This is a genomic window from Arthrobacter sp. H-02-3, from assembly GCF_003097355.1.
GTDB lineage: Bacteria > Actinomycetota > Actinomycetes > Actinomycetales > Micrococcaceae > Arthrobacter > Arthrobacter humicola.
Window position 1 is genome coordinate 206,255 of record NZ_PYUI01000005.1, and the last position, 14,797, is coordinate 221,051.

Annotated in this window: 13 protein-coding genes; 6 read left to right on the forward strand and 7 right to left on the reverse strand. The window is 65.5% G+C overall.

The genetic code is table 11. The features are described from left to right. The first annotated feature begins 2 nt into the window (after window positions 1-2). The 3 genes from C9424_RS07615 to C9424_RS22135 all read left to right on the forward strand — a co-directional run bounded on the left by C9424_RS07615 (window position 3) and on the right by C9424_RS22135 (window position 3,501). Window positions 3-779 (forward strand): electron transfer flavoprotein subunit beta/FixA family protein, encoded by a 777-nt coding sequence (locus C9424_RS07615; protein WP_116766278.1) that lies wholly within the window; start codon window positions 3-5, stop codon window positions 777-779. Window positions 780-790: 11 nt separating this feature from the next. After that, window positions 791-1,774, forward strand: coding sequence for an electron transfer flavoprotein subunit alpha/FixB family protein (locus C9424_RS07620; RefSeq protein WP_116766279.1), 984 nt, complete (start codon window positions 791-793; stop codon window positions 1,772-1,774). A gap of 674 nt (window positions 1,775-2,448) precedes the next feature. Next, on the forward strand, window positions 2,449-3,501 hold the full coding sequence (locus C9424_RS22135) for a cytochrome b/b6 domain-containing protein (RefSeq protein WP_337189813.1): 1,053 nt from the start codon (window positions 2,449-2,451) through the stop codon (window positions 3,499-3,501). 24 nt (window positions 3,502-3,525) lie between these two features. On the opposite strand, the gene C9424_RS07630 is transcribed toward C9424_RS22135, so the two are convergent. The 4 genes from C9424_RS07630 to C9424_RS07650 form a co-directional block, all read right to left on the reverse strand. Next, window positions 3,526-4,209, reverse strand: a complete 684-nt coding sequence (locus C9424_RS07630; RefSeq protein WP_237563351.1) for a response regulator — start codon at window positions 4,207-4,209, stop codon at window positions 3,526-3,528. Next, window positions 4,202-5,599 carry a sensor histidine kinase gene (locus C9424_RS07635; protein ID WP_116766309.1) on the reverse strand — a complete coding sequence of 466 codons (1,398 nt, stop codon included), beginning with the start codon at window positions 5,597-5,599 and terminating at the stop codon, window positions 4,202-4,204. The genes C9424_RS07630 and C9424_RS07635 overlap by 8 nt, the downstream gene beginning before the upstream one ends. Before the next feature lie 283 nt (window positions 5,600-5,882). Continuing rightward, a complete protein-coding gene (locus tag C9424_RS07645) occupies window positions 5,883-6,716 on the reverse strand; it encodes a sulfurtransferase (RefSeq protein ID WP_116766282.1) in 834 nt (277 codons plus the stop codon). Window positions 6,717-6,919: 203 nt separating this feature from the next. Further along, the gene (locus tag C9424_RS07650; RefSeq protein ID WP_116766283.1) at window positions 6,920-8,356 is read right to left on the reverse strand and encodes an MFS transporter; all 1,437 of its coding nucleotides are present in this window, start codon (window positions 8,354-8,356) and stop codon (window positions 6,920-6,922) included. 441 nt (window positions 8,357-8,797) lie between these two features. Here C9424_RS07650 and C9424_RS07660 point away from each other — a divergent pair, with 441 nt between their 5' ends. Together C9424_RS07660 and C9424_RS07665 are read left to right on the forward strand one after the other, a co-directional pair. Then, on the forward strand, window positions 8,798-9,280 hold the full coding sequence (locus C9424_RS07660; RefSeq protein WP_116766284.1) for a sensor histidine kinase: 483 nt from the start codon (window positions 8,798-8,800) through the stop codon (window positions 9,278-9,280). 149 nt (window positions 9,281-9,429) lie between these two features. Next, window positions 9,430-10,263 (forward strand): hypothetical protein, encoded by an 834-nt coding sequence (locus tag C9424_RS07665; RefSeq protein ID WP_116766285.1) that lies wholly within the window; start codon window positions 9,430-9,432, stop codon window positions 10,261-10,263. 530 nt (window positions 10,264-10,793) lie between these two features. Here the strand turns inward: C9424_RS07665 and C9424_RS07675 are convergent. Both C9424_RS07675 and C9424_RS07680 read right to left on the reverse strand, forming a co-directional pair. Further along, window positions 10,794-12,314, reverse strand: a complete 1,521-nt coding sequence (locus C9424_RS07675) for an HNH endonuclease signature motif containing protein (RefSeq protein ID WP_116766286.1) — start codon at window positions 12,312-12,314, stop codon at window positions 10,794-10,796. A 76-nt stretch (window positions 12,315-12,390) separates the two neighbouring features. Beyond that, window positions 12,391-13,293, reverse strand: a complete 903-nt coding sequence (locus C9424_RS07680) for an aminoglycoside phosphotransferase family protein (protein ID WP_116766287.1) — start codon at window positions 13,291-13,293, stop codon at window positions 12,391-12,393. A gap of 190 nt (window positions 13,294-13,483) precedes the next feature. Between C9424_RS07680 and C9424_RS07685 the strand changes: the two genes are divergently transcribed. Beyond that, on the forward strand, window positions 13,484-13,960 hold the full coding sequence (locus tag C9424_RS07685) for a hypothetical protein (protein WP_116766288.1): 477 nt from the start codon (window positions 13,484-13,486) through the stop codon (window positions 13,958-13,960). Window positions 13,961-14,093: 133 nt separating this feature from the next. Here C9424_RS07685 and C9424_RS07690 read toward each other — a convergent pair whose 3' ends face one another. Next, window positions 14,094-14,531: a hypothetical protein gene (locus C9424_RS07690; RefSeq protein ID WP_133247494.1), complete on the reverse strand. Its 438-nt coding sequence runs from the start codon at window positions 14,529-14,531 to the stop codon at window positions 14,094-14,096. Window positions 14,532-14,797: the final 266 nt, after the last annotated feature.

A 14,797-nucleotide genomic window follows, 5' to 3' on the forward strand; every position in this document is an offset into this window, starting at 1 on the left:
CGATGAAGATTGTCGTTCTAGTAAAGGAGGTCCCCGATACCTACGGGGACCGAAAGCTGAACCTGGAAACAGGCCTCGCCGATCGGGAAGCCAGCGAGGCAGTCATTGATGAGATTGGTGAGCGGGCCTTGGAGCTGGCGCTGACGTACGCCGACGCGCACGAGGGCACCGAGGTCGCAGTCCTCTCCCTCGCTCCCGAGGGTGCGACGGCAACGATCCGCAAGGGGCTTGCGATGGGCGCGGGGAGCGCTATCCACGTCTCTGACGAGGCGCTCCGGGGTGCGGATCTGGGACTTACCGCCGAAACTCTCGCAGCAGCGATCCGTCGCGCCGGGTTTGACCTCGTGATCACCGGCAACGTCTCCACCGACGGATCCGGCGGGATGATTCCCGCGATGCTCGCAGAATTGCTCGACGTGCCGCACGCTACCGGCCTCAGCTCCGTGGAAATCAGCGACGGCGCGGTGTCCGGCACCAGGCCCGTTGAATCCGGCGTGCAGAAGGTGTCAGCGGACCTGCCCGCGGTGATTTCCATTACCGAGGCGCTTCCCGGGGCGCGCTTCCCGAACTTCAAAGGAATCATGGCCGCGAAGAAGAAACCCCTTGAGGTGCTTACCCTCGCAGACCTCGGGATCACGGCCGACAACCCGGAGGCGGCGCGTTCGATCATGCTGACCATTGCAGAGAAGCCCCCGCACGCGGCGGGCGTAAAGATCATTGACGAGGGTGACGCCGGCGAGAAGCTCGCTGACTTCCTTGTCGAAAACCGACTGGCTTAGGGAGAAACGACATGACTGAATTCCCTCCTGACGCTATCCTCGTCGTCGTCGAAACCCAGGCGACCGGTGAACTCGAGAAGGCAGCACCCGGGCTGTTCGGCGCTGCCGCTGCGGTCGGCACGCCCATCGCCTTGGTTCTTGCCGCACCCGGCGCCGGCAGCGCCGCCGCCGCGGAGGCCGCCGTCCTGGGTGCCACGCACGTACTGATCGCCGAGACCCCGGATCCTTCCGTGCTCGGGCTGCCGGGCGTTGACGCCCTTGCCGCCGCCGCGGAGCAGGTGCAGCCGGACGCGATCCTGATTTCGCATTCTCTGAACGGGCGCGACCTCGCCGGCCGTTATGCTGCCCGCACGCGTGCAGCGGTTTCCGCCGATGCGGTCGGTGTGTCCCGTGACAACGAGGGCGTCGTCGCCCACCACTCCGTCTACGGCGGTGCCTACAACGTAACGTCGACGTCCACGTTCGGGGCGCCGGTAATCACGGTTCGCCAGGGCTCCATCGATGCGCGGGCTGCGGCTCAGCCGGAAGCCTCGGAGGCCTTGGCCGTGACGCGCTCCGAGAAGCCGGGCGCGCGGATCGACTCGTTCGAGGAGGCGGTTGCCGCCACCTCGCGGCCGGAGCTGCGTGGTGCCGCGAAGGTTGTCGCGGGTGGTCGCGGCCTCGGGTCGAAGGAACAGTTCGCACTGGTCGAACAGCTCGCCGATGCGCTCGGTGCTGCCGTTGGTGCTTCGCGTGCCGCAGTGGATGCGGGCTACATCCCGCAGTCGCAGCAGGTCGGCCAGACCGGGGTTTCGGTGTCATCGCAGTTGTATATCGCGCTGGGCATTTCCGGCGCGATTCAGCACCGGGCCGGCATGCAGACCGCGAAGACGATCGTCGCCATCAACAAGGATTCAGACGCGCCGATCTTCGAGATCGCCGACTTTGGTGTGGTCGGCGACCTCTTCAAGGTCGTGCCGCAGCTCATCAGCGCGCTTGAGGCTCGGAAGAAGTAGTCATGGCAACTTTTTCTCGGTCTGTTCGGCGGGGCCTGCCGCGCGTCGAAGGTGGTGAGCCCTGGCCTGCAGCCGGCCAGGCGCCTTCACGCATTGTGACGGCAGGAGCGGCAGCCCTGTCCGCGCCTGTTTCCGGGGAGGGATCGGTCACCGCCGCGCCCTCCGCCCCCGCTGCTGCCGCTGCCCGGGAAACGGCACCGGGTGCGACGGCGGTGTCCACTCCGGTCCCGGCCGCGAACTCCGGCGCCGCTGTGGCGCGGCCGCTTCGCCGCGGCCTGCCGCGCGTGCCGGGCGGCGAGCCGTGGCCGCCCGCGGGCGAGGCTCCGGTGTCAGCGGGGGCTCGGTCCGGGGCTCCCGCCGCAGGCGCCACGCCCGCGCCGGTCACAGATGTTGCTGCGGCTGCGGCTGCAATAGCGGCAGAGGCGGCGACGGCGGCTGCAATAGCGACGGCGCCGACGTCGACGGCGCTTCCAGCTGTTCCGGCCACCGCACCCGCCGCACCCGCGGCAGTGACGCTGGGAACCACTTCGCTGCGTCGCGGGCTTCCCCGCGTCCCCGGTGGCGAACCGTGGCCGCCGGCTGGACTCGCTCCGGCGGTCGCTGCCGCCCCTGCGGCGCAGGCAGATTCCGGACACGTTGCCCAGGCCCCGGCCCCGGCCCCGGCCGCCAGGGTGGTGGAGGCCGTTGCCGAGGCGGAGCCCTCGGCAACGGCGAGTGCGCCCGCGGCCACAACCCCGCCGGAAGCGGCGGCACGGCCCGTCGTCGCCCCGGCGGCACAGCCCGTCGTCGCCGCTGAAAAGCCGGTGAGACCAAAACCCGAGGCAAGGCTCTACGGTTCGCGTACCCGCGGGCAGTGGATCAAGCTCGTCGTGCTCCTCGCGGTCGGCGCCGTGGCCGCCGCAGGGATTCTTGTGCTCGCCGCGCGCGGCGTGACGACGCTGCCGGGCGTGCCGGAGTTCCTCAAGAGGTACCCGGGCGCATATCTCCTGCCCGACACGGTGGAGCCCGGCTTCCCCTGGTGGGCGCAGTGGGCGCACTTCCTGAACATCTTCCTGATGGTGCTCATCATTCGTTCCGGCTATCAGGTGCGCACTCAGCAGAAACCGCCAGCATTCTGGACGCCGAAGCGCGGTGGCAAGAAGATCAGCATCAACCTGTGGCTGCACCAGTCGCTCGACATCTTGTGGCTGGCCAACGGACTCATCTTTGTGGTGCTGCTGTTTGCCTCGGGACGCTGGATGCGAATCGTGCCGACCAGCTGGGAAGCGGTCCCGAACGCGCTCTCCGCGCTGCTGCAGTACATGACACTGGACTGGCCCGTTGAGAGCGGCTGGGTGAACTACAACAGCCTGCAGCAGATCATGTATTTCATCGTGGTGTTCATCGCGGCCCCGCTCGCGGCGATCACGGGTGTGCGCATGAGCGAGTTCTGGCCGAAGGACGCGAAGAGGCTGAACAAGATCTACCCGGTGGAAGTTGCGCGCGCCATTCACTTCCCGACGATGCTGTTCTTCGTGCTGTTCATTCTCATCCACGTGTTCCTGGTGTTCGCGACGGGTGCGCTGCGCAATCTGAACCACATGTTCGGCGGCACCGACGTGGTGAACTGGGTCGGGTTTTGGCTCTTCGCGGCCGCAATCGCCATAACCGCGGCCGGGTGGTACGCCGCCCGACCGCTCATCATCGCGCCAATCGCGAGGCTGTTCGGTCAGGTGAGCAGCCGCTAGGTTTCACCGGGCCGAATTGCCCGTTCAGGTGCCCAGCAGACGGCGTTCGTGGGCGAAGGCGACCAGCTGCAGCCGGGTTCGGAGCTCCAGTTTGTCCAGCACGCTGCGCAGGTGGGTTTTGATGGTTGCTTCGGAGACGAACAGGCTCTCCGCCATTTCGCCATTGCTGAGGCCTTTGGCCGCGAGCAGGAAGACGTCCCGCTCCCGCGCGGACAGGACGTTGAGGACCGACAGGTCCGGGCCCGCCGCGGGAGTACTGCGGGCCGCATGTTCAAACAGAGAGTGGATGGATCCTGGCGCGATGACCGAATACCCGGAGTGAACAGTGCGGATGGCTGCCAGGAGGAACTCCGGTTCCGCGCTCTTGAGGAGATATCCGCTGGCTCCGGCCTGCACCGCCTGGACCACGGCCTGATCCCGGTTGAAGGTGGTCAGGGCGATGATTCTTGGCTTGTCGGTGCCCGCAGCATCGGCGCGCTGCACAATCCGCCGGGTCGCCTCGACGCCATCCATGACCGGCATACGCAGGTCCATCAGCATGACGTCCGGACGACGTTCGCTTGCCAGGGCTACCGCCTGTTCCCCATCGTTCGCCTCTCCGGAGAGTTCCATGTCCTCCTGGCTCTCTATGAGCATGCGGATTCCTGCACGGAACAGAGGCTGGTCATCCACCAGGGCGACGGCGATGAGCGCCCCGGCATCAGCCACGGTCGTGCACTTCCCGGGCAATCGCTGCTTGCTGCAGTCCGATTGCGGCGAGCAGCGGCTGGGCTTCCGCATCCGCGATTTCCGTGAGGGAGCCCCCGGCTTCAGCGCAGGCTGTATCGTCCGCTTCTCTCGCTTCCCGGGTTCCGTATGGGACGAAGACCGTCACACGGAAGTGTTCGCCGTCCGGGCCGGCCGTGAGCCAGCCGCCGGCCAGATGGGCGCGTTCGCGCATGCCGGGAAGTCCCCGCCCGACCCGGGAGGAGGACGGATCGCCGGCGCCTGCTTGGCCGGGGTCTAGCGCCGAGGCCACGTGCAGGGTCAGGCCCGGGCCGCTCCAGTCAAAGTGGAGCCGCACGTCCGTGCCGCGCCCGCCATGTTTAAGCGCATTGGTCAGGCATTCCTGGACGATCCGGTAGACCGCCATCTGCTGGCCAGTTGAAAGTTCCACGGATGTCCCGGACTCGCTGCGGTGGACCTTCAAACTGCCGCGCTGCATCCCTTCGATGAGAGCCGGAATGTCGCTAAGTCGCGGCTGGGGCGTCACCATGCCGTCATCACGGACTCCCTCGATGACGCGTTGGGCGTCCACCAGTGCGCTGCGGGCTGACCGGGCGATGGTGTCCAGGGCGTTGAGGACAGCTTTGGGCTGGTCCTTGCTCAGGTATCGGGTTCCGTCGGCTTGGGCGGCGATGACTGCCAGGGAATGGGCGAGGACGTCGTGCAGGTCCCGGGCGATGCGCGTCCGTTCCTGCTCCACAATCAGGTCGATCTCGGTTTCCTTCAGGCTGCTCTGCGCCAGCTCCCGTGCCCGGAACAGGCTGCCCCGTTCCTGGTACAGCGCCAACAGAAGTCCGACGGCGGCGCAGGATCCGGCTATCAACAGGAGGAGTGCAAATAGCTGCCAGCCGTAGTCCTGAAGCATCCAGCGGTCGCCGGCGTACGCAGGAGGGTACCAGCCTACGCCGTTGCCGTACCTCCACGAGAGCATCAGGAACGCCATGATGGCAGCAGCGACCACGTTGGCGCCCGCAGCGATATAGCGCAGCCGCCGCGGTGCGGTCCACAAGATGAAGCCAAGAGCGACAAAGGAGCCCAGATAGATGGCCCAGTGATTGGAAGCCATCGGCGGCAGTGCATGACTTAGCTGTCCGGCAAGGAGTGCAACCGTGAACCCGAGGGACACCAGCGGCTTCCAGGAAGCTGTCGCAATGGCCAAGGTCATCAGCACCAGGGGCCAAGTTCCAGGCCAGCTGTCCAGACCCGTGTTGCTCACCCCGTACCCACCGGCCGGGCCCATTCGGCCGGCCTCGGCCACACACCACAGGGAGAAGAAGATCACGGCCGCCACGAGGGCGCCCCAACGCCGGACATATTTCAGAACTGGTTCCATGCCAGTCACCATATCCACGGCAATCACGCGCTTCTCTCCATTTGGCTGAGATCTCAACCTAAAAGCCAGAGGATTCATTCTTTGAGCCAGAAACTAGTGGCCACTGGCCACACGATACTTCCGTTCGGCGGTGAAAGGGGAGGAGCATTCGGGCCAGTGCTGAGAGAACTCCGGGCTGATGGCGTATCCACGGCAGAAGAACTCGAGCGCCTGATTGCCCTCGGCGCGCGGCGCAGAGAGATGTCGACCAAGAATCAGGGGTTCAGAAGTTTCAAGGCCCGCATCACGAGGTTTCCACCGGTGACTCGGGCATCCGTCCCCATTCAGCCCAGGAACCTTCGTAGACCCGGACTTCTTCACGACCCAGCAGATAGGTCAGCGCGAACCACGCCGTGCAGGCTCGGATACCGATAGTGCAGTACGGGATCACCTCGCGAGCGCCCGCGGTGTCGATCGGCGCAAATATCTCCTGCAATTCTTCGACGTTTCGGAACGCCCCGCCGTCGTCGCGCAAGGCGTCGATCGACAAGTGAACGGCCGAGGGAATGTGGCCGGCGCGACCTCCTGGTTCGAGTCCACCCGACGGCCAGAACCGCTCGCCCCGGAATTCAAGATCACTGCGCACATCCAGAATCGTGACCGAGGGGTCATCAATCGCGCTCTGCACCCGCGTCCGGTCGGCGCGGAGCCGTTCATCCTGGTCGGGCAGGCGATAGTCGGTCGTAGCCGGTGCGGGCACCTCCGTGGTCCACGGACGTCCGGCCTCTTGCCACGTGTCTCGAGAGCAGTCGAGAACGCGAACATCGGTATGGCCGTAGAGCTTCATGAGCCAGAAGCCCATTGCCGGTCCATAGCCATAGAAGACCACGGTTGAGTCCGGGGCAATCCCGGAACCGGCGATCAGCTTTTGGACAGCGGCCGTATCGACGAGCTGGTAGTTGCCGTCCTTCAGGTCCCGGTAGACGTTCCACAGCACAGCACCCTCAACGTGCCCGCGGTCATAAGCCGTCGCATTCACGTCGATCTCAATCAGGCGAAGCCCTGGATCGTGCAGATGCTCCTGAAGCCATGGCGCATCGACGAGGACATCACCCCGTGCATCGCCGGTGTCGTACATCTCCGGACCTCCTGAAGTGCGTCAGGGAACGGGACGGAGCCCGCTCTTCGCTGAGAATCCGCACATTACTCCGCTTCCGTTCGATCCGGTACGGGCAGCGGCAATGACGGTGGCTGCCGGGCTGCAACTATGTGACCAGCGGGACCGGCGGCGGGCTCTCCCGCCCCGTCAAGGGCTCATCTGGCTCTGAATTACTCTCGCGATTACTCTCGCGCGGCGGCGTGGACCTGCTTGACGGGTTTTGTGGCGGGCATGCCGATGACGGCGACGACGGTAAGCACGGCGGCGATCAAGACGGCCAGGAAGACGGCGGAGGAGGCCGCGACGACTGTTTGGGGGTCCGTCTCGCCGTGCAGAGTGCCGGCGTAGACAGCGTTCGCTATCGCCCCGAAAACGGCGACGCCGATGGAGCTGCCGATCGACCGCGCGAACAGGTTGGTGCCGGTGACCACACCGCGTTCGTTCCATTCGACGCTCGATTGGGCGGCGATCAGTGTCGGGGTCGCGACGAGCCCGAGACCCAGCCCGACGATGAAGCAACTGCCCGCGACCAGCGCAACGCTGGGGACGGAGGCGGTGAGGGCAAGGACTGCTGTGCCGATGACGGTGACCGTGATGCCGATCAGGGCCGTGTTCCGGAACCCGATCCGAAGATACAGGCGTCCCGATTGGGACGCACTGATCGGCCAGCCGATCGTCAGCGCTGCGAGGGCGAGCCCGGCCAGGATCGGGGAGGTGGAGAGTGCTCCTTCGAGGAACGTGGGAACGTAAGAGGTGAGGCCAAGCATGACCGCTCCGACGCCGAAGGCGATCATCGCCGTCGTCGCCAGCAGCCGCCGGGACACCACCCACGGCGGCAGGACCGGCTCCGCCGCCCTCCGTTCAACCAGGAGGAACGCGGCGAACAAGAGGGCGCCACCCGCGAACACTGCAATGCTGATGGCGGAATCCCAGGCCCAGGCCTGGCCGCCCTCGAGGGCCCCGAGAATGAGCAGGGTGAGAGAAACGGTGAGCAGCCCCGCCCCCAGATAGTCGACCCGGTGCTTCACGCTCTCAATGTTCTCGTGGAACGACCGGACCAGCATCCACCCTGCCACCAGGCACAGCGGGATGTTCACGAGGAAGATGCCCCGCCAGATGCCCAGCGCGGCAAACACTCCGCCGAGCGTCGGGCCAACCACCGAGGAAACTGCCCACACGCTCGCAAGGTAGCCTTGCACTTTTGCCCGCTCTGCCAGCGTGTAGATATCGCCGGCGATGGTGATGGCCATCGGCTGGACCGCTCCGGCACCGAGGCCCTGCACCACGCGGAAGGCGATGAGGACCGGCATGCTCCAGGCAACGCCGCACAGGATCGAGCCGAGCAGGAACAGGCCAATTCCGATGAGCATGATCGGCTTGCGGCCGATGGTGTCGGAGAGCTTCGCGTAGACAGGTACTGACACGGCCTGCGCCAGCAGGTAGGCGGAGAAGAGCCACGGGAACGACGCGAACCCGCCGATGTCTTGCACGATCGACGGCACGGCCGTCGCCACCACGGTCGCATCGATCGCCACCAGACCCGTGGAGAGCATCAGGGCAATGAGGACAGGTCCGCGTTTGGAGCGGAAGCCGACTCCGTCGGCAGTCGATGTCGTCATGTGATCTCGTTCCCATCCGCGTGCAGGGCGCTTTGCGCGCAGAACCGGTTCCGGCCCCGACTGCATAACCGCACCCTTCACCGAATTAGTCCCCGACGCCCCTCATAACGCTCCCGCCCGGACCGCTCAAGAAGCTCGCAGACGTCGAGAAAGCGGCGGTGATCAAGCGAACGACGGCGGGACTTTGAGTTCTAGCGGTAGTTTGCAACACTCCGTGCGGCTGGCCTCACGTTCCGAAGCGACATCGTCAAAGGCCCAGGCGGTCAGCAGATCCTGCTGGAGGACCCGTCCGGAAATGTGGTCGAGTTATTCCAACCCGCTGGCACGTAGACACCGCGGGCCGGGTTACCTCTGCTGCCAAGCAGACGACGGCGGGACATCCTGCCTCTGCCCTCGGCGCGTCACCGGAAAATGCCAACGGCACAGGCGCACAGTAAGAATATGAAATCACTACAAAGCGATGAAGTCGTCGCCGTACGTGGCGTCCTCACCGATACACACCCGGTCGATTTCCATGCCCTTGGACTGACCGGCGCAATTGACCGTCTGACCCTCCCCCTCCGCAAACGCGGCATCGTGGTGCATCTGGAGACTCCGCGCCACCGGATGGAAGTGGACCGACAGTCCGCAACTCTTCTGTACCGGGCGGCGCAGGAGCTCCTCAGCAATGTCTATAAGTTCGCTCAGGCATCAGTTGTCACGGTCCGGCTCAGCTGCGTCTCCCACGGCATGACCCACGGCGTTCAGCTCAAAGTGACCGACAACGGCGGTGGTTTCGACGCACCGGCAGCCATGATTGGCCGGCACACCGGCATGGGACTGCGCCTTATGCGCCTGGCGGTGGACCTTGCTGGCGGAGAGGTGATGATCGATTCGTCCGCCGCCGCAGGAACATGTGTGACCATAACGCTGCCCCTGGACTAGCGCCGGCCCGGAGGCCGCAGTGGCAAGAACCTTGACCCTCCTCTTGTCCGTGAGAAGCGTCACAAATAAATACGGCCGCAGCCGGGAGTGAGCCGCAGACAGGTAAAGTTATCTGTTCGTAACATTACCTGACTGAAATGTGTTTGAAGATGCCTGCAGACTCCGCTAATGAAGACAAGCCGAAACAGCTCCTCGGGCTAAGCGGCACCCAGACTATTGGCTCGGCGTTGGCCGCGGTGACCTCTGCCTTCGTGGGGTCCTTCCTCGGCGTCGCCGGGACCCTTATCGGCGCCGCACTCGGCTCTATCGTTGCCACGGTGGGCGCCGCTCTCTATGCCCGAACACTCAGCTCGGCCGCCGCCGTGGCATTGAGGAAAATGCCCCAGCGACGCGTGGGGGGACTGCCCGCTGACGACGGCGACGTGCTGGCCGCCAGCGCTCCGGCCGAGAGACCTCGAGCCAAACGGCTGAGGAGGCAGTTCACCCCCAAGACCTGGATCAAGGTCGGGGCGGTCAGTGCTGCCGCATTCGTTATCGCGATGGTCGGTGTCACGGCAGTCGAATTCGGAACCAATAAGCCCCTCTCAAGCCTTGTCTCGTCGACGTCGAGCATCGAGGGCGGTGCGGCCGGGCCCACGACGACGCTGGGCACGGCATTGAGCGGCACTCCGACCGTCCCGGACAAAACGGACGCATCCACCAAGGACGTGAAGGACGTGCCTGGGCAAGTCGCGCAAGTGCCGGGGCAAGTCCAGGAAGGCGCCAACAAAAAAGATGGCCTGACCACGGACGGTAGCCCCAGTGGCGCGGACAGCGGCTCGGCCGGAACCGCAGTGCCGGGAGCCGGCCAACCAAGCGTCACCATGCCGGCGGACGTCGCCCCCGAAACCGGCCAGAGCCCGAACCCCGCCCCCACGACCGAACCGACCCCGCAGCCCGAGGTGTCCTCGGGTTCGAAAGCGGCCGCGCAGCCCGCACCGTGATGGCGAAGTGATGGCGGGGCCGACAGGAACCTGATCCTTCGGGGCCGTGCTTAGGTTTGAACAGCCACCCGGCACCGGTCCACCTCGCCGGGGCACCTAACCTGTCTTGGATCTTCTGCGGCCCCCCGAAGTCCGGGACATCCCCTCATGCTGTTCCACTGCTATCCATTGGAGCGCGAAGCCGGCTGGCTGGCACACGCCCTTCGAAAACGTCAACATCGACGTGGGCCTTGCCGTGAACTTCACCGGGGCACGGCGCGGGATCTGGTGGCCCGCTCATTCGGACTGGCTCCCTTCACGAAAATCCTTACTCCTCCGACGCCTACGGCCCGGCCGAACTTCACTACCTCGGCGCGAGATTGTGGCGCACCGCAATCACCAAGGTACTGAGCGGATGGGTCGACGACGACGACTGTTCCGACGCAGACGCCCGCAAGATCGTGCAACTCGTCGCACACGAGAACGCCCGCCGCGTGCACTCGCTCCCCTGGGCATCGGAGCATGGAGCACCGGAACATGGAGGGCCGATCCTATGCCGCGATGAACAGTGCCCAGCCGGGAAAGGGATCCACCGGTAATGGCGGCTCGGTCTCGCCGGGTCCGAGGGCGCCGCCGGGTCCGAGGGCGCCGCCGGGTCCGACGGCACCGGCAAGTACGTCCGGCCAATCGGGCGGATCCGTTTCCCAATCGGGCGGTTCCAATTCCCAGTCGGGCGGTTCCGACGCCGGGCCTTCACCGGCGTCCCCGAGGGACTGCGGCCAGTGTGGCGGTTCCCAGTCTTGTTGTTCGCTGGGATACGAGCGTCCCGCGGGTGAGATCCAGCCGGGTGGCTGGTCCCGGGTGGCGTCAACCGGCCTCCATGCTGTGATGTGTCTGAGACGGTGGTGCCGCCGGCATGGCTGGCCCAGGTTGGTGACGCCGGTGCCGCCTCCCTCGGACCAGGCCAACACGTGATCCGCTTCGTTATCCAGAGAATGGTTATTGCAGCCTGGAAAAGGGCACCGGCCATCCCGAAGCCGCAACCATTGGCGCATCGCCTTCGGAACCCGGTAACTGGTCCGCCCGATCTCCAGCGGCGCTCCATTGCGCGGATCGGTCAGCACCCGCAGGAACGATCCGGCCCCATCCCCCACAAGCCGACGGGCCATGGTCGGAGGAATGGGACCATACCCGTCCAGCGTGGCCGGTTCCGACGCGACGCCTAAAAGAGACAGCGCCGGCACGGTCACCAGGACCTGCGCCTTGGGTGACGGAGTTCCTTCCGCCACCCCCGCCAGCAGCCAGTCAGCGGCGACGTCCGCACGGAGCTGGGTAAGGGTCCGGGATTCATTCGGCCCCTGCAGGGCACGCGCCGCCTCCGTGGCACGGGACCATACACCCACCGCCACATCAGCAGTCAGATAGGCGGAGAGCCACGCCATGCCGTCCCGATCGGGCATATATTCCAGCCGACGGTCCTCCACACCCTTGCGGTGGCGCGCTTCGATGCTTACAGGATGATGCACCTCACGCCATCTGCGCGCCTTGGCCCGGAACCTGCCCGGAACTAGCTCCCCTGCCGGGCAGCCGCGCGCCGCAAAGTCAGCTTCGGGGTCCAGGAAATGAGCCTCCAAAGCAGCCGCCGCGGCGGGGTCCAGCCCGGACGTTTCATCACACATCACCCGCGCGTGTTGCCAGGAAATGCTTCCTGCCTGCAGCGCAGACAGCGTGAGGGGCAACCGGGTGGTCAATTTGGCTGACTCGGCCAGGAGCGCCGCCGCGGATCTTTCACTCACGGTCAGGACACAGGCCACCTCTGCTGTCACCGCCATTTCCTGGGCGGTGCGCTCCTGCGGGGAAACGGATGGGGCCTCCATGGCGGCGGCGGCGCGTGCATATCCGTCGGCGAAGTGCACTTTCAGCGCGGCAAGCCTGGCCTCCATGCGGCCCACCTCAGCCATGCCGTCCAGGCACGCGTCCGCTTCATCACGGAGAAGATCAGCGCCGGTCGAGGCCACGTTCCCGGCACCGCGACTGGCAAATACAGCCATCGCAGCGAGGGAGGCCTCCATGGCCTCCAACGTCTTCGCAGCTGCTCTGCCTTCCACACTCACAGCATATGAGGAGGCACTGACAATATCCCCGGAGTCAGACTTGCAGGCTAAGTCCGTCATCCAGGATCTGCCTGATCCCGAACTTTCCTACCCTGAACATCCGAGGATTATCGTCAGAGTTGCTCAGCATGGCGGTGGACAGGATGAGGGCCCAACCGCGGGCCCTTATCCAGGTGTCCCCATCTACTGCGGAGCCAAAGGCGCCCATGAAGCGGTGGCGAGTGCCGGCGTCGAACATCAGCCACCCCACCGCAAGATCGACAGCCAGGTCCCCTGCCCCGACATCGCCGAAATCGATGACGCCGGCCAGGGAGCCGTCGTCCGACAGCAGGATGTTGCCGGGGTGGAGGTCCCCGTGGAGCATCATCGCCGGACCATCCCAGACTTTGGCGGCACAGGCCTGCGCCCACACTGCCCTCAGCGCTGCCGTCTGCGGGTAGCGTTCGTGGTCCCCGAGCCGTTCCATCAGCACAGCGTTCCGGTCTGCCAGCGGCACGCCCCGGAAAGGATTCACCGGGACGCCGGTTTCGGCGGGCACGTGAAGGGACAGCAGGAATTCGGCCAGGCCTTGAGCCGCCGGCGCGCGACCTGCCCGGCCGACGTCGGCCGCGGAGGCACCCGGGACCCACCGCACGATGCTCCACGGCCACGGAAAGTCCGACGTCGGCCTGCCGGCATGGACGGGGACAGGAACCGCAACCGGGGAGCGGCGAGCAATGTCGGGAAGGTAGCGCTGCTCATGCAGTATCAGCGGAACGGCCTCCGCCCGGCGCGGCAGCCGGGCGGCCAAGCGGTCACCGAGCCGGAAGGTCGCGTTGTCCCAGCCGTTCGCAACCCGCGCTACAGGACAATCGCCGAGGTCGGGCCGCTGGTCCCGGACGAGGCGCTGGACCACCGCGTTACTCACTTCCACCGTGGCCCGCGGCATTTCCGCCATCCAGAAATCCGCCTTCCTTTGCCGGCAATGCAGTCCGGTCCATTCCCTTGTCCGAATATAGTTCACGACCCCGGGAGCGGACGGGGCGCGGAGCGAGGTCAGCGTCGAAGGGTGGACGCTCCAACCGCAAGTATGCTCCGACCCTCGGTCGCCGCAGCCGCGCTCACCGCCGACATGGAAGTATTCACTTATGACTATCGATAATGATGACGCCAACCTCCCGGCGCAATTGGACTCCCACGGCGTAGACGACTCCGCCGAAGTCAGCCGCAGTTGGGACCACATCGGGGCCATCATTGTCGATGCCGCCTTGCAGCGACGACAGAACTACCACGCGACCGTCAGGCCACGCGTTGTCGCCCTGATCGAGGCATGGCCGGATGCCGCCACGACCAGTGGATTCCGGCGGCACCTCGATACCGGGACGCTTTCCGACGTCATCGACTGGCCGTCCCCTGGCCGTCTCGCCCAGGTAGAGGACATGACGCGCGTGTTCGAGAGCCAGGGAATCGAGACGGTGGCCGAACTCCGAGGAGCGCTTGGTGACCACGCCAGCAGAGCCGTTCTCCGGGAGGCTCTTGGCGCCGTGCGGCATGTCAGTCCCAAGACGCTGGATTACATTGACACCCTGAGCGGAGTGTCAACGGGCGGGGCTGTCGAAGAGTAAACCCGGGGTGGTCCAGCCTGCCGGCTTCGAGGACTCCCCTTGATCTGACGTAGGGCCTCAGGTTTACGTTGCAGATCGAGATGAGGCGCACGAGGGCGGGGACGTTGCCCAATGAGACGCTGCCCCGCTCGCGTTACCGCCTGTTCTTAACGCTGCTGAGCTTGAACTGTATGCTCCTGTCCGGGCTGTCCTCGCTGAACTTCAGGACTCGAACTTCTACGTCGTAACCGTCAATTACGGCAGAGGCAGAACACGCCTCATACATGCCCGTGACGTTTGACGGCAGCGGAGACGTCTCGCAGTCGCCCTTCACTTTCGCACCGTTCATGGCTTCGTCACTGATGCGCTGCACGTCCGCGGGCGTCACTTTCTGTTCCGTCCGGTAACTGCGCCACATGCTGTCACAGTCCACGTCGTAGCGGATGCAGAACGGTCCGCCCGTAATGTTCTCCCCCTCCGCGTTCCATCCCGGAGCCGGGTGCATCCGGTCTGCGATCGCAACCATCGGCGCCGTCCAAATAACGTGGGTCACCTGAAGGATTGTCGGAATGCCAAAAATGACTGCGAGCACGATGAGGACCACCTTCAGCCAGGTCGGAAACCATCGCCTCTTAGGCTGAGGTGAACCGTCATAACGAGTCTGCATGCCTCATTGTCGCCTCTGTTTGTGATTCGCAGGATTTTCCATTCCCGTGTCCGTTTTGGCGAGAGACTCCGAATCACCCCCGAACGGACTGCGAATCCCGACACCTGGGAAAGCGACAGGATCATGGCCGGCTACTTCTGACCCCTCACGCTCCTCGCCAGCGGGCGACGGCGGGAGGTCCCGCCGTCGCC